The organism is Mesorhizobium sp. B2-5-13, from assembly GCF_006440535.1.
In the GTDB taxonomy this organism is placed as follows: domain Bacteria; phylum Pseudomonadota; class Alphaproteobacteria; order Rhizobiales; family Rhizobiaceae; genus Mesorhizobium; species Mesorhizobium salmacidum.
On record NZ_VFUI01000001.1, the window covers coordinates 433992 to 452542 of the forward strand.

General features: G+C 61.4%; 21 protein-coding genes. 10 read left to right on the plus strand and 11 right to left on the minus strand.

From position 1 onward, the window contains the following. The first annotated feature begins 66 nt into the window (after window positions 1-66). The 6 genes from gpt to FJ434_RS02195 all read left to right on the plus strand — a co-directional run bounded on the left by gpt (window position 67) and on the right by FJ434_RS02195 (window position 7358). Complete coding sequence (gpt, locus tag FJ434_RS02165; protein WP_027145490.1) at window positions 67-567, plus strand: xanthine phosphoribosyltransferase; 501 nt, start codon at window positions 67-69, stop codon at window positions 565-567. Window positions 568-778: 211 nt separating this feature from the next. Further along, window positions 779-1267: an NUDIX hydrolase gene (locus tag FJ434_RS02170; protein WP_140749732.1), complete on the plus strand. Its 489-nt coding sequence runs from the start codon at window positions 779-781 to the stop codon at window positions 1265-1267. Window positions 1268-1371: 104 nt separating this feature from the next. Beyond that, on the plus strand, window positions 1372-1683 hold the full coding sequence (locus tag FJ434_RS02175) for a PilZ domain-containing protein (protein WP_140506283.1): 312 nt from the start codon (window positions 1372-1374) through the stop codon (window positions 1681-1683). 675 nt (window positions 1684-2358) lie between these two features. Beyond that, on the plus strand, window positions 2359-6156 hold the full coding sequence (locus FJ434_RS02180; protein ID WP_140749729.1) for a vitamin B12-dependent ribonucleotide reductase: 3798 nt from the start codon (window positions 2359-2361) through the stop codon (window positions 6154-6156). 10 nt (window positions 6157-6166) lie between these two features. After that, window positions 6167-6526, plus strand: a complete 360-nt coding sequence (locus FJ434_RS02185; protein WP_140749726.1) for a hypothetical protein — start codon at window positions 6167-6169, stop codon at window positions 6524-6526. A gap of 346 nt (window positions 6527-6872) precedes the next feature. Beyond that, window positions 6873-7358, plus strand: a complete 486-nt coding sequence (locus FJ434_RS02195) for a hypothetical protein (RefSeq protein WP_140749720.1) — start codon at window positions 6873-6875, stop codon at window positions 7356-7358. 21 nt (window positions 7359-7379) lie between these two features. On the opposite strand, the gene FJ434_RS02200 is transcribed toward FJ434_RS02195, so the two are convergent. After that, complete coding sequence (locus FJ434_RS02200) at window positions 7380-7976, minus strand: hypothetical protein (RefSeq protein ID WP_140749717.1); 597 nt, start codon at window positions 7974-7976, stop codon at window positions 7380-7382. A 4-nt stretch (window positions 7977-7980) separates the two neighbouring features. Continuing rightward, window positions 7981-8502, minus strand: coding sequence for a hypothetical protein (locus FJ434_RS02205; protein ID WP_140749714.1), 522 nt, complete (start codon window positions 8500-8502; stop codon window positions 7981-7983). A 184-nt stretch (window positions 8503-8686) separates the two neighbouring features. Here FJ434_RS02205 and FJ434_RS02210 point away from each other — a divergent pair, with 184 nt between their 5' ends. Further along, window positions 8687-9046: a hypothetical protein gene (locus tag FJ434_RS02210; RefSeq protein ID WP_140749711.1), complete on the plus strand. Its 360-nt coding sequence runs from the start codon at window positions 8687-8689 to the stop codon at window positions 9044-9046. A gap of 12 nt (window positions 9047-9058) precedes the next feature. On the opposite strand, the gene FJ434_RS02215 is transcribed toward FJ434_RS02210, so the two are convergent. Continuing rightward, a complete protein-coding gene (locus FJ434_RS02215; protein WP_246678315.1) occupies window positions 9059-10039 on the minus strand; it encodes a DUF3592 domain-containing protein in 981 nt (326 codons plus the stop codon). A gap of 190 nt (window positions 10040-10229) precedes the next feature. On the opposite strand from FJ434_RS02215, the gene FJ434_RS02220 reads away from it, so the two are divergent. Beyond that, entirely contained in the window at window positions 10230-10418 is a 189-nt protein-coding gene (locus tag FJ434_RS02220; RefSeq protein WP_140749705.1) for a hypothetical protein, read from the plus strand. Window positions 10419-10457: 39 nt separating this feature from the next. Here FJ434_RS02220 and FJ434_RS02225 read toward each other — a convergent pair whose 3' ends face one another. Beyond that, window positions 10458-11531, minus strand: coding sequence for a GH25 family lysozyme (locus tag FJ434_RS02225; protein WP_140749702.1), 1074 nt, complete (start codon window positions 11529-11531; stop codon window positions 10458-10460). A 328-nt stretch (window positions 11532-11859) separates the two neighbouring features. Between FJ434_RS02225 and FJ434_RS02230 the strand changes: the two genes are divergently transcribed. Further along, window positions 11860-12492 (plus strand): DedA family protein, encoded by a 633-nt coding sequence (locus FJ434_RS02230; protein WP_140506302.1) that lies wholly within the window; start codon window positions 11860-11862, stop codon window positions 12490-12492. Window positions 12493-12520: 28 nt separating this feature from the next. Here FJ434_RS02230 and FJ434_RS02235 read toward each other — a convergent pair whose 3' ends face one another. The 5 genes from FJ434_RS02235 to FJ434_RS02255 form a co-directional block, all read right to left on the minus strand. Beyond that, window positions 12521-13309, minus strand: coding sequence for a phosphodiester glycosidase family protein (locus FJ434_RS02235; RefSeq protein ID WP_140749699.1), 789 nt, complete (start codon window positions 13307-13309; stop codon window positions 12521-12523). A gap of 111 nt (window positions 13310-13420) precedes the next feature. Further along, entirely contained in the window at window positions 13421-14047 is a 627-nt protein-coding gene (locus FJ434_RS02240) for a transglutaminase-like cysteine peptidase (RefSeq protein WP_140506305.1), read from the minus strand. A gap of 147 nt (window positions 14048-14194) precedes the next feature. Next, complete coding sequence (locus FJ434_RS02245; protein WP_140506307.1) at window positions 14195-15067, minus strand: undecaprenyl-diphosphate phosphatase; 873 nt, start codon at window positions 15065-15067, stop codon at window positions 14195-14197. A 190-nt stretch (window positions 15068-15257) separates the two neighbouring features. Further along, complete coding sequence (locus FJ434_RS02250) at window positions 15258-15455, minus strand: hypothetical protein (protein WP_140506309.1); 198 nt, start codon at window positions 15453-15455, stop codon at window positions 15258-15260. Window positions 15456-15605: 150 nt separating this feature from the next. Then, window positions 15606-16001, minus strand: a complete 396-nt coding sequence (locus FJ434_RS02255) for a GFA family protein (protein WP_140506311.1) — start codon at window positions 15999-16001, stop codon at window positions 15606-15608. A gap of 113 nt (window positions 16002-16114) precedes the next feature. Here FJ434_RS02255 and FJ434_RS02260 point away from each other — a divergent pair, with 113 nt between their 5' ends. Continuing rightward, window positions 16115-17143, plus strand: a complete 1029-nt coding sequence (locus tag FJ434_RS02260; protein ID WP_140506312.1) for a 2OG-Fe(II) oxygenase family protein — start codon at window positions 16115-16117, stop codon at window positions 17141-17143. A gap of 50 nt (window positions 17144-17193) precedes the next feature. On the opposite strand, the gene FJ434_RS02265 is transcribed toward FJ434_RS02260, so the two are convergent. Both FJ434_RS02265 and FJ434_RS02270 read right to left on the minus strand, forming a co-directional pair. Further along, window positions 17194-18150 carry an alpha/beta hydrolase gene (locus FJ434_RS02265; protein ID WP_140506314.1) on the minus strand — a complete coding sequence of 319 codons (957 nt, stop codon included), beginning with the start codon at window positions 18148-18150 and terminating at the stop codon, window positions 17194-17196. A 119-nt stretch (window positions 18151-18269) separates the two neighbouring features. Further along, entirely contained in the window at window positions 18270-18518 is a 249-nt protein-coding gene (locus FJ434_RS02270) for a ParB N-terminal domain-containing protein (protein WP_140506316.1), read from the minus strand. Between the last annotated feature and the right edge of the window lie 33 nt (window positions 18519-18551).

Below are 18551 nucleotides of genomic sequence, written 5' to 3' on the forward strand. Positions count from 1 at the left end.
TTAATTCCGCGCGCATTCCCCTGTTTTCTTGCACGCGGCTGTCGCGTGCCGCGGAGTGCGCGAGACATGTCCCTTCCCGAAAAAGCTTTCCCGGTCTCCTGGGACCAGTTCCATCGCGACGCCCGCGCACTTGCCTGGCGGCTTGCCGGCGCAAGCAAGGGTCAATGGAAGGCTATCGTCTGCATCACGCGCGGTGGCCTGGTCCCGGCGGCTATCATCTCGCGCGAACTCGGCATCCGCGTCATCGAGACGGTCTGTGTCGCCTCCTATCACGACTACACCAGCCAGGGACAATTGCAGGTGCTGAAGGAGATCACGCCGGCCTTGCTGGCCGACGATGGCGCCGGCGTGCTGATCATCGACGACCTGACCGACACCGGCAAGACCGCCGGCATCGTGCGCGCAATGATGCCCAAGGCCCATTTCGCGACCGTCTACGCCAAGCCCAAGGGCCGGCCGCTGGTCGATACTTTCGTCACCGAGGTCAGCCAGGACACCTGGATCTATTTTCCCTGGGACATGGGCTTCACCTATCAGAAGCCGATCGCCGACGATCACGCTGGTTGATTCGCGGTAAGCCGCTTTTTGCCAATCAAGCCAGCGCCGATGACGATATTTGCTTGCGCGGAGCGACCCGCCGACAAACTATCCTGTGAAATCGACGCCTTGTTGACGGGAATTAGCTGGCGTGACCGAAGTTTTTACTTTTATTGGCCACAATTAGCCGTAAGATTCATAAGACGGCAAACGATTCTGGAGGCTGGGGCTAGCTTTTCCGATGTTGACACGGCCAACGACGCACAACCACCTTGCTGAAAGAGTCCGACGGCTCTTCGGCTCGGCGCCGTGCCGTCTGCAGGTTGCTGCCCTGCCCTGGCGCGATACTGGGGATGGCGTCGAGGTCATGCTGATCACCAGCCGCGACACTGGCCGGTGGGTGTTGCCGAAAGGCTGGCCGGAAGCCAGGGAGCCGCTCTGCGAAGCGGCCGCGCGCGAGGCCGCCGAGGAAGCCGGTTTGCGCGGCAACATCTCCCATCTCGAAGCCGGCCGTTATTTCTATGCCAAGGTGCTGGCTTCGGGCGAAGAAGTGCCTTGCGAGGTGCTGGTGTTTCCGTTGCACGTCGACAAGATCGCAGAACGCTGGAAGGAAAAGCACTCCCGCACCCGCAAATGGGTCAGTTCCAGCGAAGCCGTGCGCATGGTCAATGAGCCCGACCTCTGTCAGATCATCGCCTATTTCTGTGCCGACCCGCGCAGGTTCTCCTGATAGACGCCTTTTGCGCGTATCACGGCGGATTCACAACCTTGTGCTGGGCCGCAATGGTTTGCTAATTTTTCTTCGCTAAGAATCGGTCACTCCTGGTTTGATCGATGACGAATCCCGCAGACCCACTTCAGCAAGATCCCGGCGAGCCAAAGCGCGAGCATCGGCCGCGCGTGCTCAAAGGTGGAACGATCATCACCGGAATCCAGAATTCAGAAGTCGGTTGCACGGTCCGCAACCAGCATGCGGACGGCGCCGAACTGAAAATGCCGCTCGAAGCTCGGGTTCCCGACCATTTCCTTCTTTATGTGCCGCTCGACGGCGTCGCCTATCGCTGCGAGGTTCGCTGGCGCCGCAACGACCGGATCGGCGTACAGTTCACCGGTACCGAACCCAAGCCGAAGCTGCACTACGGCTGACGCCCTGCGCACCAGCTTGCCGGCTTTTGCTGCCTGCGGGACAATCTTTACGCAGCCCGCGTATCGCGGACTGGGTGATCGCGTGTGGCTGCCGCCGGAAAATGGCCGCTGCAAGCGGTCAATTCTATCCCCGTTATCCACATGTGTGACACACAAGATGTTGGGGTCACAAAAGCTACGCAAACGAATCCTTGACGGCTCGAAACGAGTCGCCTTTTATAGGCCATGCGCTCCTGTTGAGAGCGCGACCGGAAAGTTCTGAGCCCGGTCTTTTTCCCGGATTATGTGCGTTTTGCCCGCATTTCCGCCCGTTTACGAGGCCGGCGGAAGCGTTGGGATCGTGGGTGGTGGGGCGACGAAAGGGAGAATTGTCGGACTGGAATAAATTGTCTGTTAACACTATATTTAGTGTTTGCAGCTAGGTTCGACGCTAGATAGTGTGAACTTCCCTCGGGTGAGGGAATCGAAAAATTCAGTTTTGAGGGACCCGCGGGGTCGGTTGGCAGCCTCGGCAAATGCCCGGCAAGGCGTTTTGTCGTGTGCGTGGCCGCGCCTGCGAAGAGGAGATGCCGGCATTGTTCGCGATGCCGGCAAACGGCGGACTGCGCGTTTCGTCTTTTGGGGGCAGAAATCCCCCGATGAAAGCGCTATATGTAGACAAAAGGGACCGGACCAATGCGCATCGAGCGTCGTTTCACCAAGCCAGGACATGCAGGCCAAGAAGGGGCCGCTTATGCGGAGATCGAATTCCGCAAGGCGCTTTCCGAGATCAAGAATCCGGATGGCTCGGTGGTGTTCCGCTTGGACAACATCGACGTGCCGGCGCAGTTTTCCCAGGTCGCCGCCGACATCCTGGCCCAGAAATATTTTCGCAAGGCCGGCGTTCCCGCGCGCCTGAAGAAGGTCGAGGAGAACGACGTCCCCTCCTTCCTGTGGCGCTCCGTCGCCGATGAGGCCGAGCTCGCCAAGCTGCCGGAAGCCGAGCGCTACGGCTCCGAGATCGACGCCCGCCAGGTCTTCGACCGGCTGGCCGGCACCTGGACCTATTGGGGCTGGAAGGGCGGCTACTTCAAGGCGTCGGAGGAAGACGCGCGCGCCTTCCGCGACGAGCTTGCCTATATGCTGGCGACGCAGCGCGTCGCGCCGAACTCGCCGCAATGGTTCAACACCGGCCTGCACTGGGCCTACGGCATCGACGGCCCGAGCCAGGGCCATTTCTATGTCGACCCCTTCACCGGCAAGCTGACGAAGTCGAAATCCTCGTATGAGCATCCGCAGCCGCATGCCTGCTTCATCCAGGGCGTGCAGGACGACCTCGTCAACGAGGGCGGCATCATGGATCTGTGGGTGCGCGAGGCGCGCTTGTTCAAATATGGCTCCGGCACCGGCTCGAACTTCTCGCTGCTGCGCGGCGAAGGCGAAAAGCTGTCCGGCGGCGGCCGCTCGTCCGGCCTGATGAGCTTCCTCAAGATCGGCGACCGCGCCGCGGGCGCCATCAAGTCGGGCGGCACGACGCGCCGCGCGGCGAAAATGGTCATCGTCGACGCCGACCACCCCGACATCGAGGAATTCATCGACTGGAAGGTCAATGAAGAGCAGAAGGTCGCCTCGCTGGTGACCGGCTCCAAGATCGTCAAGAAGCACCTCGAAGCGATCATGAAGGCCTGCGTCAATTGCGAAGGCCATGACGACGACTGCTTCGATCCGGCCGTCAACACGGCGCTGAAGCGCGAAATCAAGGCGGCCAAGAAATCGGCGGTGCCAGAAAACTACATCTACCGCGTCATTCAGTTCGCCAAGCAGGGCTACAAGTCGATGTCGTTCAAGACCTACGACACCGACTGGGATTCTGACGCCTACCTGACGGTCTCGGGCCAGAACTCCAACAATTCGGTGTCGCTGAAGGACAACTTCCTGCGCGCCGTCGAGACCGACGCCGACTGGCACCTGACCGCCCGCAAGGACGGCAAGGTCTTGAAGACGCTGAAGGCGCGGGACCTCTGGGAAAAGATCGGCTACGCCGCCTGGGCTTCGGCTGATCCCGGTCTGCATTTCAACACGACGATGAACGACTGGCACACCTGCGCTTCGGCCGGTGCGATCCGGGCCTCCAACCCATGCTCGGAATACATGTTCCTCGACGACACGGCCTGCAACCTCGCCTCGATCAACCTGCTCCCCTATCGCAATGCCGACGGCACGATCGATATCGCAGCCTACGAGCACACGGTGCGGCTGTGGACCATGGTGCTGGAAATCTCGGTGATGATGGCGCAGTTCCCGTCAAAGGAGATTGCCAAGCTCTCCTACGACTACCGCACGCTGGGCCTCGGCTATGCCAATATCGGCGGCCTGCTGATGACTTCGGGCATTCCCTACGATTCCGACGAGGGCCGCGCCATCTGCGCCGCGCTGACCGCTATCATGACCGGCGTCGCCTACTCCACCTCGGCGGAAATGGCTTCCGAGCTCGGCGCCTTCCCCGACTATGACCGTAACGCCCAGAATATGCTGCGCGTCATGCGCAATCATCGCCGCGCCGCCTATGGCGACAAGGACGGTTACGAAAAGCTCGCCGTCAATCCGGTGCCTCTCGTGGCGTCGGATCTGAAGCAGCAGGATTTGGCGACCCATGCCAAGGCCGCATGGGACCGTGCCATCGAGCTTGGCGAGGAGCATGGCTACCGCAACGCGCAGGCTACCGTGATCGCGCCCACCGGCACGATCGGCCTGGTCATGGATTGCGACACCACCGGCATTGAGCCCGACTTCGCCCTGGTGAAGTTCAAGAAGCTCGCCGGCGGCGGCTATTTCAAGATCATCAACCGCGCCGTGCCGGAGGCGCTGCGCACGTTGGGCTATTCCGAGAGCCAGATCGCCGAGATCGAGGCCTATGCGGTCGGCCACGGCAATCTCAACCAGGCGCCGGCCGTCAACCCCGGCTCGCTCAAGGCCAAGGGCTTCACCGACGACAAGATCGCGGCGCTCAACGCCGCGCTGAAGTCGGCCTTCGACATCAAGTTCGTCTTCAACCAGTGGACGCTCGGCGCCGACTGGGTGAAGGAAACTTTCGGCTTCACCGACGAGCAGCTCAACGACTTCTCGTTCGAAATGCTGCCGGCGCTGGGTTTCTCCCGGAAGGACATCGAGGCCGCCAACATCCATGTCTGCGGTGCGATGACGCTGGAAGGCGCGCCCTTCCTCAAGGCCGAACACCTCCCCGTGTTCGACTGCGCCAGCCCGTGCGGCAAGATTGGCAAGCGCTCGCTTTCGATCAACAGCCACATCCAGATGATGGCGGCGGCACAGCCCTTCATCTCCGGCGCCATCTCCAAGACCATCAACATGCCGAACGACGCGACGGTGGAGGATGCCAAGAACGCCTACATGCTGTCGTGGAAGCTGGCGCTGAAGGCGAACGCGCTCTACCGCGACGGCTCGAAGCTGTCGCAGCCGCTGAGTGCCTCGCTGCTCGCCGATGGCGAAGAGGATGAGGACGATGCGATCGAGCAGCTGATCCAGGCACCGGCTGCGGCGCGCGCGGCGCAGATCACCGAGCGCATCGTCGAACGCATCATCGAACGCGTGTCGCGCGAGCAGGAGAAGCTGCCCGGCCGCCGCAAGGGTTACACGCAGAAGGCCAAGATCGGTGGCAACACCATCTTCCTGCGCACCGGCGAATATGACGATGGCCGTCTCGGCGAGATCTTCATCGACATGAACAAGGAGGGTGCCACGCTGCGTGGCCTTCTCAACAACTTCGCCATCGCGATCTCGCTCGGCCTGCAATATGGCGTGCCGCTCGACGAATATGTGCACGCCTTCACCTTCACCAAATTCGAGCCGGCCGGCATGGTCATCGGCAACGATGCCATCAAGAGCGCGACGTCGATCCTCGACTACGTGTTCAGGGAGCTCGCCATCTCCTATCTCGGCCGCAACGATCTCGCCCATGTCGACCAGTCGGACTTCTCCAACACCGCACTTGGCCGCGGCATCAGCGAAGGCAAGACCGACGCCGTCTCCAAGGGCCTGACCCGCGGCTCGCCGGTAAAGCTGGTGTCGAGGGCGAGCGGCAACGAGCCGAAGGGTTTTGCCGGCCCCTCCGGCATCCCTGCCCGTTCGGCGCCGACAGCCTTCTCCGGCTCCAACGTGCTGGCGTTGAAGCCTGCGAGCGACGAGGCGATCGCCTACAAGCGCGACTATGAGGAGCGGGCCAAGGAATTGGCGGAAGACATCGCCTTCGAGGAAGCGGCCTCCGATGCCTCGACCGATACCACCGCGGCACTGTTCACCGATACGGCGGCCCAAGAAGCGGCCGAGGCGAAGAAACTCGCCGCCGACCGCCGCGCCAAGTCGCTGCTCCAGGGCTACACCGGCAATTCCTGCTCCGAGTGCCAGAACTTTACCATGGTGCGGAATGGAACTTGCGAGAAGTGCGACACGTGCGGCGCCACGAGCGGGTGCAGCTGAGGGGATTTGATTGAGCCCAAAAGTCGTAAATGCAACGACGCCGACAATCCTAGATTTCGGCGTCGTTGAAAGCGGCATATGGGAACGTGAGAGCGCCAGCGTCTCGCGTAGCGATGCATTCACTAGACTTGCGTTAGAAACTGTCTTTGGGCTACCTCAACCAGAAGTCGACGAGTATATCGTTGATGGCTTTGACGATCGTGGTATCGACATTGTCTATATCGACCACGACAATCGTCTAATAAATATCGGGTCATGCAAGACGGTTGTCTCATATAAAAATTCTCGGAAAAATTTCCCTGGCGACGAAATTGATAAAATAATCTCTTTTGTTGAAGACCTCGTTCTTAATCGCGAGGATTATGCTTAAAACATGTAACGGCCCTCTAGCTGCAAAGGTTAGGGAAATATGGGATACTTTTGCGGAAGAGAGTTATCAGATTTCGGTTCATCTCTTTTCAAACCAGGCCACGCTTCAAAGAGATGCTCACAACCGACTAGTTGAAGCTCTGAGCCGTCACGAAATTGCGCTGTTCGAATATGGATTTATCGAGCGGGTTGCCCTCGCAAGCAACACTCAGAGCCGCATCTTGAATCGCGACCTGAGAGCAAATGACAACATACAGCGCCAACTTGTTGAGTGTCTTCGGCCTCACAACTATTTTTATGTTAGGAAGCGCGGAGAGAACGCACCTCGTCAGGAATGAGGATGATCGATGCGGCGAGGGCAGGCCAGCTCGTCCTGGCGTACCTTTGCGGCGAACCAACGAAGAGCAAACGATATATTTGGTGACCTATATGAGGAGGCATTCAATCCTCATGCAGTAACGTCCGAAATAATTATCGCGGCACACGAATGTTACTCCGTGATCGAGCGTCGTAGAAAAGAAATCCTGGCTTGGCAGGCATCGGTTACTCGAAATTCCTTTGAGGAATCGTGGCTGATCGAAGGCCATTTTCATTTACTGTTCGTCATTGGCGAACTAATGCGCCGGGCTTCCATTCCGTTGTCAGAAACGACAATAGCCATTGGCCTGATTGAGAAGGCGAGCAACATTCTGAGGACTTTTGTCGAGCGAAATCAAAAAGTTGCAAACTATCGGCTCTTCCGTTTGGCTAGGTCTCGGGAGGAAATCCTGAAGATCATCGACAATAACTCCAAGCCGGATGAGGCTAACCCGGTTCAGATCGAGCTATTCTGACATTTAGGATCGGAGTAGCGCTTACTGCGCCCGCAACGTCTGCTCATCAAACAACGGCTCGTCCTGACCGACGCGGACAAACAGCAGCTTGCGCTCCTCACCTGCCGGCACCTCGAAATACTGGATGCCGTCAGGCATTTCGCCCCAGTCGCCGCAAGGCGGTTCGGGAACCTCGTCATTGGCGGGCGCCTTCAACTCTTTCGCATAGGCAGCGTCCGGGCTGAACGTGTAGCGCTTGACGCCGGCGGGCACGGTGCCCTCGGTGTAAGGCGTCAGCACACAGCGGGCGCTGACGGCCTTGTCGGTCTTTTCAAGGAACAGACGCTGCAAGGCGGCTTCGGCGGTTTTGCCAGACTGGATGTCGAACACCTCGACAAGCGGATCGGCTGCGCCGCCATCGCTGTACTTGATGGCGAGCGCATTGCCGACGAATTCGAAATGAATCTGGCGGAAGCCAAAATCACAGCGCTGCACCCAGGCGGCGAGCCCGATATTTTTGTCCGTCAGCCTTTCCCAAACGCATTTGTCGATGGGCGGGCGCGACGGCGCCGATTCGCCCGCCACAGCGGGAATCGATCCGGACGCAAGCAGGGCGAAGGTCAAGCTGATCAGTCTCATCGCGCTATTCATCGCTGCATCCCGTCAAGGCAAAGGCATCCCAGGCCGAGCCGTCGGGGTTGGCGTTGGCGAAGTCGGGCCACTCGCTGAACGTCGCACCGAACTCCGGCAGCAACAGCCCTTTCGGCGCTGGCGTCGCTTCGCGCGAATTCAGCTGCTCGGCGCCGCCGCCGGTCAGGGCGTAGACCTGCCCGTCCCATATCCTGCACAGCCCGCTGCCGTCCTGCAGCCCCGCTTCGCGATTATCGTCGGTGCAGGCGTGGCGGATGGTGCCGAGCGGAAATGAATTTTTGCCGTTGGTCCAGGTGATGTCGGCCGGCAGGCTTATGTCGGTATGGGGCACGATCAGCGAGAACACCTGCGCCGTCAGTGCCGCCGGTTCGTTGTCGAGCGGCCGGAATTGCATGACCGCGCCCGAACGTGGCTCCCGATAGGTGGCATGGCTCAGGAGGCATTCCTTGGCGCTCGCCGCTTGCATGAGCCCGAGCGAACCCAGGACAACAAAGGCCAGTTTGCGAATGATCATCGAAATCTCGGGGAAAGCGTTGTGAAGCAGGGCCGGCTGCGTGCCGGGCTGCACAGTCTCGCATCATCCGTGCAAAACCGTAAACGAAATCCGGAACCGCTGTGTCTATCGCACCTCGATCGAAAACTTGCGCCACGCAAACCCGCAATCTGTATGATCGAACACTGCAGCCCAGGGGACAAAGATGCAGCGTTTGGCAATGATCATAGCGATCTCCGCAACTACGATTGTGCCGGCCGCAGCGGCCGCGCCCTATGTCGGGACGTGGTCCAGGGACAGGTTGAACTGCCATGCGACCGCAGACGTCCAGCGCCAGACTGTCTTCACGGTGGATCAGTCGGCCCTGTCGTTTCCCAACCTCGGCTGCGAGCACGCGAGCTTCCGCAGAACCGCCACCGGTTGGCTCGTTCGCGCCAGCCAGTGTTATGGCGAGGACCCATCGCTTTACGAACCATTTTCGCGCATCATCCATATCCAAAGAGATGGCGCGACGGTGCGGTTGACCTGGCGGGGATTCGACAGCGGACCTCTCGTCCGCTGCTGAAGGCGGCGACACTCAGACCAGCCCTACCAGCAACGCCGCGCCGCCGAGAAAGCCTGCCGAACAGACCCACAGCAGCCAGAGCCCGCGCACCCGGCATTCGAGCACCGCCGAGGCGGGATTGGCGGGGTCATAGTGCACATCGACCTTGCCGCCCTCGATATACCGCCTCGCCTGACCGCCGACGAGGCCGGGCAGCGAGGCCGTCACGCTGGCGCCGAAAGCGACACGATCGGCGCTGTAGCGCTGTCCGGCGACACCATAGCTGTAGATGATGCGGGATTTGAAGACAGTGCGCCAAGGCCGGTATCCCACGCCTTCGAACCGGTCGCGGATCTTGACCGCCTGCAGGCCGGACGCATCGATACGGCCGGCGGCGGTCGGCCATTTTGTCGCCTGCTCGGCCATCGATTTCTGGGCAAAGCCCATGCGCAGCACAAAAAGACCCATGAACAGCAGGAATGCCGCGGCACCAAGGTTCCGCGGCTTGGGCAAATGCGGCCCGATTGCCTCCAGCACGCCACCGACGGAAAACACCAGCACCAGCGCACCGACCACCAGCCCCGCCGAAAGCTGGATCATGAACTTGAAGGCACCGTCCGGCATGGTGCGCTCGATCACGGCCTTGACCGGGCTGGACGGGTCATAGAACACGGTTACCGCCGCGCCGCGCGGAAACCGCGCAAGGGTTTCGGCGACTTCGAAATTTCCGAGGTTCTCCTGCACGCTGTAGTGCGAACTTTGAAATGTCTTGCCGCCCACCTTGTACTCATAGGTGATAGCCGGGAAATTGCGGATCTCGGTCGAAGTGCTGCTTTCCGAGCCAGTGCCGGAGCTCGTCACCTCGCGCGCCTCGACGCGCGACGAGACGATCTTTCCAGGCGTCGGCAACCAGCGGCTGGCCGCCTTGACCTCTCGCCATTTCAGGAAGGTGACGATCGACAGCATGCCGGCGACCGTGCAGGCAAAGCCCACCAATAGAAATTTGAGCTCCAACTCGTCCCCCCGAAGACCAAGAGTGCAGCAGCCCGCATATAGACAGCACGGCAACGGAAATGTCTTGTCCATTCGCAAGGTTGGGAAATGAACGCCGGCAAGGCCATCCGCACGATGACGTGATAAAGGGCTACTTGACGATCGACCCGATCGGATAAAATCCAGGAAGACAACAGCCGGGACGATGCGCATGAGTGACAAAGCCGACGACGAACCCGATATCGTGAACCAGCTCGCCTATGTCAGGGCCGACCCAACCCAGCACGACACGCTGACGCTTCTCGCCATGATCGATGCCGCCATCGCCGAGATCATGAGCCTGAGGACGAAGCTGCGGCTGAGCGAGGACAAGCACAGCGGGAGCAATCAGTTCCGATAGGCCGGGAATGAGCGCCTGGGCGGCGGACGGTATCCCGTCCTAGTCCGAGTCAGCCATCATCTGCCGGCCGCCGCCGCCGGCCCAGGCGCGCCATTGCCGCTCATCGCCATGGAAGACGTTGAGATCGATGCGGCCGGTTACGCCATGCGACAGGCCGGAGCCGGAATACTGCCAGAACAGCCACTTGCGATCGGGATAGACCTTTGACGGGTGCCGGGCCACAGCGCGCAGCCAGAACGGGTAGTCCGGGAAGGCGCCCTGAAGGTTGTCTCGGTAGAAATCCGGCGCTGTGTAGATGATCGGCCGCTGGCCGTAGTGGCGTTCCAGCTTGTCCATGAACACCTGCATCTTCTCCAGCACCTTTTCGCGCGACGGGCGCCGCTGGCAACTGGAGTCGCCGTTCCACTCTACGTCGATAACCGGCGGCAGCGCGCCCTCGACCTTGGGTACGTTGCGGATGAACCAGTCGGCCTGCTCGCCGGCGGTGCGGCACCAGTAGAAGAAATGATAGGCGCCGCGCTTGAGGCCGGCGGCGTCGGCGCCGCGCCAGTTCCTGGCGAACATCGGGTCGAGATGGTCGCCGCCGTCGGTCGCTTTGATGTAGGCGAAGTTGGCACCCTGGGCGCGCAGCTTCTCCCAGTTCACGTTGCCTTGCCAGCGCGACACGTCGACACCGTGCACGGCAAGGTGACGGGGCGACGAGCGGCCGAAATTGATCGGCTTGGCATCGCGGAAGCCGTAGCGCGTGACCGGTCCGGCCAGCATAGGCGGTGCCGCCCGCGACAACAGCTTCGGCGGGGACACCAGGGCAGCCTCCTCTATCGGCGGCTCGACGCTGTCGGGCAGTTCGGCTGCGGGAAACGCCACCGTCTCTTCCTCTGCCAGGCCAAAGGGCCGAGCGGTGTCGTCCTCGGACGCAACCTCGACCCGATTGCGCGCCGCGTTTGCCTTGGCCCGCGGAACGGATGCGATCGGCGCGCTTGGCCGGACAACCGAACTGGTGGTTTCACTGGATGGCTTCTGCATGTCGAGCGCATCCATGCCCGATGTCGACGAACAGCCGGCAAGGCACAGCGATGCGATCACGAAACTGATGACGCCTGGTAACCGCATCTGGACCTGTACTCAAAACACAACAGACCGAAGGCGACGGCCGACGGACAACCAGACGAGTTATGAACGAGAAATTACCAATAAAGATTGAATCAAGTTTTTTACCATAGTTGTGGCCCCTTTCAGACAGCCGCCGGCAGCGGTCCGGCCAAGCCTTGACAGCGCCATGATGTGGCTGTTGAGAACGGTATGCGGCGTTTGTGCCGGCGTTCCCAAGATTCCTGACAAGGCGCCGGGCCACGCGGCTGGCTCGTCAACGACAAGCTCGACGAACTCAGGGGCCTGCTCGACAGCGGCATCTGAGGAACACTTTCAAAAGGGAGCTTGCGTGCAGTCATTCATCGACCAGAGCGTTTGTTTCATCGAGAACCATCAGGCCTGGGCGGGCCTCGTGGTCGGATTGCTGGCCTTCGGCGAATCGCTGGTGCTGGTCGGCATCCTGTTGCCCGGCACCACGGTGCTGATCATCGTCGGCGGTCTGGTGGGCGCCGGTATCGTCCAACCGCTGCCGGTTCTCCTCGCCGCGATGATCGGTGCGACGCTCGGCGACACCATCTCCTATTTTCTCGGCAAATGGCTCGGGCGCGGCGTCGTCCACAAATGGCCGCTCAACCGCTATCGCCGCGAGATCGCCAGGGCGCGCCTGTTCTTCCATCGCTACGGTTTCGCCGCGGTTTTCGTCGGCCGCTTCTTCGGTCCGGTGCGTGCCACCGTGCCGCTGGTAGCGGGCATGATGGGGATGAACAGGCGCCGCTTCCAGATCGCCAACATCCTGTCGGCGATCGTCTGGGCGCCGGTCGTGCTGTCGCCTGGATGGCTGGTGGCGAAAGGGGCCGACAATCTGCCCGAACTCGATGCGACCAGCCTGTTCGGCCTGGCGGTGATCGCGGCCATGGTGGCGGCGATCATCGTCGCCGTAATTGTCATCAGGCTGCGAGGCAGGCGCGATAAACGGGCTTAGCGCGTATCGCGATCGAGGGCGCCAAGCATCAGCGCCTCCTGAAGACGCCGATCATCGGCCCCAGGTTCCAGTAGTCGTCGTTGCGGCCGATGGCCGGAGCGAGCAGGCTCGATATCGTGCCGTCGAGAAAGAGCGCGTTGTCGCAGCCGAGCGCGTCACGAAACAGGCGGGCGAAGGCATGGAACGTCACCGTGCTGTTTGAAATGGCAAAGACGGCAATCCCATCCTTTCGCACCCCGACGCCGTCGCGGCTTTTGCGCGACGTGCCGTCAGACCGGAATTTCGGGTGAAGCTGGCCGTCGATCACCAGCATTGGCCCTGATTGGGTCGCATAGTCGGTCGCTGGCCGCTGCCTGACAAAGTCCCTGGTCGCCCGGACCACGGCCTTGCCGCCGCCGATGTAGAAGATGCCATTCGGCTGCAGCGAAAAATTGCCGCTGCCCGATCCCGTCTTCACAGCGGCCATTTCCTGGCCGCGTTCGACATAGAGGCCGACCGGCCTGAGGTCGGGATGGTACATGCCGGCATTGATGGCAAACAGCATGGTACGTCCGGCCGTGCGCTGGGCGTCGTCGAGATTGTGCAACGATTGAAAAGGCTTGCCCGCCGGGTCTTTCCAGAACAGTTCGATCGAATACAGCTTTGGATCGACCTCGCAGACGAGAAAGCTCGCCGCCTCGAAGGCGACGTCACGGCACGGCGGCACCGAAGCGAACCACTGGCCGAATGCCACCGTCGTGGCGACCGCGTGCGGCAACGCGGCCTTGAGCAGGGCCAGCAACAAGGGTGCCGAATGCAGGAGTGTCAAAAAATCCATGCGCGTTCCGGATTGCCGGTTCCAACGAACTGTCGTGGATAGCACCGCTTGCCGGTACGATGAAGGATTTGCTTGAGGGGCGTGGACTACGGCCCGGACGGCCCGCGGCGGCTATTTGACGGCGCTGACCAGCTTCTCTTCGCCGGCAAGAATGGAGACCCAGTGCCCGGTGTCGTCGCTCGCCTGCCTTTTCAGATAACGATACGGCGTCTGGTTCCAGAGACGAACCTTGTCGACAAGGTTGTCGAGGATGAAGTCGCCCTTGTCGGTACGCACCGTCAGCACGGCATGGCCTTCGCCGTCCGGCTTGCGAACCACGGTCATCAGAAGATTGGCTATGGCAATGCCCAGGCTGTTGAGCTCACGCCGCTTTTCCAGCGCGTAATCCTCGCAATCGCCGAAGCCATTGTCCGGATAGGCCCACCATTCCTCCTTGCCGTAATTGTCCATGTCGCTCATCGGCTTGACGCGCGCGTTGACCGAAAGGTTTACGGCGCTGATCTCCCGCGACAGCCTGGCGGTCAAGCGTGCCGGCTCGCTGTCGGGCGAACGGATCGAGCACTCGGCGGAATGGATCTTGCAAAAATCATAGTGGCCGATCGGCTGGGAGGTCGAGCCGCCGATAACCATGGAGACGGGAGCCGCGTAGGCGGAACTCGCCGCCGAACAGAAAGCAATCAGGCCAATCGCAAGCCCCAGCCCCTTCGCCTTCCGGCGCCAACCCATCGAGGATGCCATCCGGCCCCGCCCATCTGTTTTGTTAACAGAACGTTAAGGGCGGATATTGCCGGGAGTCAATGAAGGCGTCCTATCACATCTTCGGGCAGGGGTTGATGCTCTCCTGGCGGTTGCAGCCGTGCAACACCGGAAGCGTGCGGGTCCAGCCTAGACAAGCCACCCCATCGCCACGCCCACCAGCAGGACGACCCCGAGCACGCCGCGATAGATGACGAAGGGCCATGCGGAGAAGCGTTCCAGCACGCGCATCAGGCCCCAGATGGCGAAAAAGGCCGATATCGAAGCCACGAGCAGTCCCAGGCCGAGAACCGACCATCCATGGGCATCGAGATGCACCTTGTGCAGCTCCCATAATTCCTTGAGGCCGGCAAGCGCGATGGCCGGCAGCCCGAGCAGGAACGAGAAACGGGCCGCCTCCGCCCGCTTGAAGCCAAGCCCCAGTGCCGCCGTCAGGGTCGAGCCGGAACGGGAAACGCCGGGTATCAAGGCAGCGATCTGCGCTACGCCGACCAGCAATGCATCGGCCCGCGACGCGTCGGCCATGGTGCGCCGATGGCGGGCAAAGATTTCCGCGAACCCCAGCAGGACCGCCATGGCGATGCAGGCCCAGCCAATCACGGTCAGGCTGCGCAACGGCGAATTGCAGGTGTTGAGAACGCCCGAGAGCGCCACGCCGGCGATGACGATGGGGATCGTCGCCAGCACGATCCACAGCGTCAGACGGAAATGCCGGTCGGCAAAATCGCGGCGCGCGAGGGCGGCGAGTGACCCGAACAAAAGATCCCTTACGTCGCCCCAGAAATAGCTGACCACGGCGGCAAGGGCTGCCAGTTGCATGGCGGCGGAGAAAGCGGAGCCCGGATCCTGCCATCCAAGCACGGCCGGCACGATGCGCATGTGGGCGGTCGAGGAAATCGGCAGCAGTTCTGTGATGCCTTGCACCAGGCCGAGGAATGCGACCTTGGCAAATCCAAGGCCGACAAAGCCCGTGTCGACGCCTTGCGTGCAGATATCAGCCATGTCGGGCTCCATGCGGGAGGGATCGGACTAGCGAAGGCATCGATGGCGATCGGTGCCCGGCAAGCCATATCGTCATGTAGCGTAGAATCAATTTACGGATTTGTAAGCTGGCGCCGCCGCGTCAGACGCGCACGGTTCAAACCGGCCCGAAGGGCCGGCGATGCTCCAATGGTGGAGGTTGGCAAGACGATTACGGGCAAAGCCAAAGTTTCTGGCAGGTCCTGGCAATTACATGCGCGGGCGGCACGACAGGCTCCTCCGCGGATGGCCGGCGAGCCCGTTCGAGCAGCATGCGCACCTGTTCCGGGCGCACACGGTCACGCTCCATCACAAGCAGGACCATCGGATCGCTCAAAAGCTCGTCCAGGGTGCTGATGCTGTCGTTCATCCGTCGTCTCCTCGAATGCCGGGCCCGCGACGCTTAGATAGGGTGACAAAGATGGCCCGCCAATGACGCTTTGCCGGCTATCGCGTGTCTCTTTGGATTATTTTTTGGTCATCCTGGGGCACGTCCTCCTGGCGAGGGGAAGGAGGAAGCCTAGGCCGGCGGAGCGCCTTCATATCGCGGCAGGCCGTCGTCCAGCATCACCCAGGGCTGTTTCGAGGTGGTCCAGATATACATCTGGGGCCTGAACAGCGACGGGTCGTCGAGCGAACCGGTCGTAAGGCCGATGATGCCGGCGGAATCGCGCCGCGAAAACATCGTCGTTCCGCAGTTCGGGCAAAAACCACGCTTGAGATCCGGCGAGGTGTTGACCGTGGCCAACGGACCCTCGACCGTCACATCATCGATGTGGAACAGAACGCGCGCATTGAAGGCCGCGCCGATCGCCTTCTGGCAGAGCCGGCAATGACAGATGCGCTCGTTGATGGGGTCAGCGTCGGTGCGGTAGCGCACCGCCCTGCACAGGCATCCGCCCTCATATTTTGCCATCGTCTGGATCCATTGGTGGAGTGAACAGGCGGCAAGGTAGCGGCGAGGCCGATTGGGTCAATTGAAAAGCTCTGATACAAGCTCATCGATTATCGTGATGTGGCAGGACCGTCATGACAGCGGACATCGAAACAATCGGCATTGCGGCTGTGTTCGGACCGCCCTCGCCCGCCCGCGATCGCTGCGACGCCAGGATCATGGCCGCCGCGGCTGGCATCGGTTTCATGGCGATTCGAGATTTTCCCGGCGATGACTGGCTGACGCCGGACAAGCGCACGCAAGTGCTGCGCATCTTTTCGCTTCCCGACGCCGAGAAGCAGAAACTGCTGCGCTGGAATTTCGATCACACGAAGAAGAATTTCTACCGCGGCTGGTTTCCGCTGCAGCCGCATGCCGTTTCCTACAAGGAAGGTATCGACATGGGGCCGGACCTTGCCGACGCGGCGCGACTGTCAGCCTCCGACGATCCCTTGTGCGAGCCGACACCACTGCCGGGCGAAAATGCGCTGCCAGGCTGGCGTACCGCCGCAGCCGACTACTATCGCGCGATGGAGACGGTCGGCATCATGCTGATGCGGTCGATCGCCCGCGGGCTTGGCCTGCCTGAACTGATCTTCGATGCCTATTTCGACGGTGGCATCTCGACGCTGCGCCTGATCCGCTATCCCATGCGTGACGCCAATGCCGGCGTCGATACCGGCGGGCCGGAGTTTTCGGTGATCCACAAGGGCGAGACGCGCACCATCATCGGCCGCGAACATGCCGATTCAGGCTTCGTCACTTTGCTGGCGCAGGACGACGTCGAGGGCTTGCAAGCGAAGAACCTCGCCGGCGAATGGATCGACGTGCCTCCAGCCAACGGCACGCTGGCGGTCAATTTCGGCCAGTTGCTGGAACACTGGACCGGCGGCCGCGTGCGGGCGACACGGCACCGGGTCATTGCGCCGAAAACGGTGCGGTTCTCTATACCGTTCTTCTACGAGCCGCGTGTCGATGCGGAAATATCGCCTCTGCCGTTGGACGACGCCGAGCCGTTCGAGCCGTTTCTCTACGGTGACTATCTCTGGGAGTCGGCGACGAACTTCGTCGAGATGAGCGGCATCAAGCATCTGAGGCAGCCGCGCCGAGCCAAGGCTTCCTGAACAACTCGCCGGCCGTCCCGCTGGAGACGGCCGGCGGAGACGGTGGAGGGTCATTCTGCTTCGCCGACCACCTCGTCCCAGCTCTTCACCTTGGTCTCACCGTTGAGGAACGGCAGCGCGGCGGCCGTCAGTTCCGGGGCGAAGAAGACGTCGTAGTGGGTGCGGTTGGGCAGGATCGCCAGACGGTTCTGCGACAGGTTCTCGCGCATCCAGCCGGCATCCTTCAGACCGCCGCCGAGCATCTGGTAGAACTTGATCTCGTGCTCGGGCTTGTACATATCGCTGTCGCCGTAAGCGAGCATGACCGGCATCTTGAGCTTGGGAACATCGGCCGAGAAGTCGTAGTTCTGGCGCATGAAATTGCCGAGCGCGTCGAGCAGTTTCGGGAAGTCTTCCGGATGCGGCGCGACGGCGACGTAGGATTTGTACATCGGCGTGTCTTTCATGAACGCCGCCGCGGCGGCGCTCACCTGCGCCTGCTGCGGACGCATCTCGTCGTAAAAGCCGTCGGCCGCATAGCCTGTCGAGACAAGCACCAGCCGGCGCACAGCCTCGGGATGCTGGACCGCCATGCGGAAGGCAACGCCGCCGCCCAGCGAATAGCCCATGACGTCGACCTTGTCGTAACCGAGTGCCTTGACGATACCGGCCATGTCGTCGCCGATCGCATCCAGGCTGAATGGCCGGTCGCCAAGCGCCGTGCGGCCGTGCCCCTGCAGGTCGACCCCGATGACGGTGCGATTTTCGGCAAGCTTGGGCAGGATCGGCGCGAACATATCGAAGGAGCCGAGGCCGCCATGCAGCAGAAGCAGCGGCTCACCCTTGCCATAGACGGCGTAATAGTAGTTGACGCCGTTGATCGGCAGCAGGCCGGATTTTTGCGGCTTCGGCAGTGTTGTCGTTTCGGTCGTCATGGCAGGCTTTGACTCCTCTGTGTTGGCTGGGCCCGAGGCGGCCACCAAGGCTGCGAGCGAGGCAAGAATGGCGATAAAAGTCGATCTGGACATGTCGGGTCTCCTCCGGTTCTGCCCAAGGACGAGCGAACACGGCGCGGGCCGACATGGTCTGTGGAAATTTTGTCTGGCGAGGATCAGCCAGCCATTATCGGTCGACTAAAAACTGCGTGTCAGTGGCGCTTGGCTTGCACCAGATAGGCGTCGATCTCTGACTCGCCGAGCCACTTGGCGGCCTCCAGACGATGCAGTCCTTCGACAAGTATGTGCCGCTTCCCGTCATGGCGGACCTGGATCGGCGTCTTCATGCCGTTTTCCAGTATATCCTCGGCCAGATGCCGGACGGTTTCGGGGTGCAGCGTCTTCTTGCGCGCGGTGGGCACATAGATATCGTTGACCTTGACCTTTTGCACCCTGAGCATGCCTGTCCCCGTGGCGGAGCCGCCGCCGCCCTC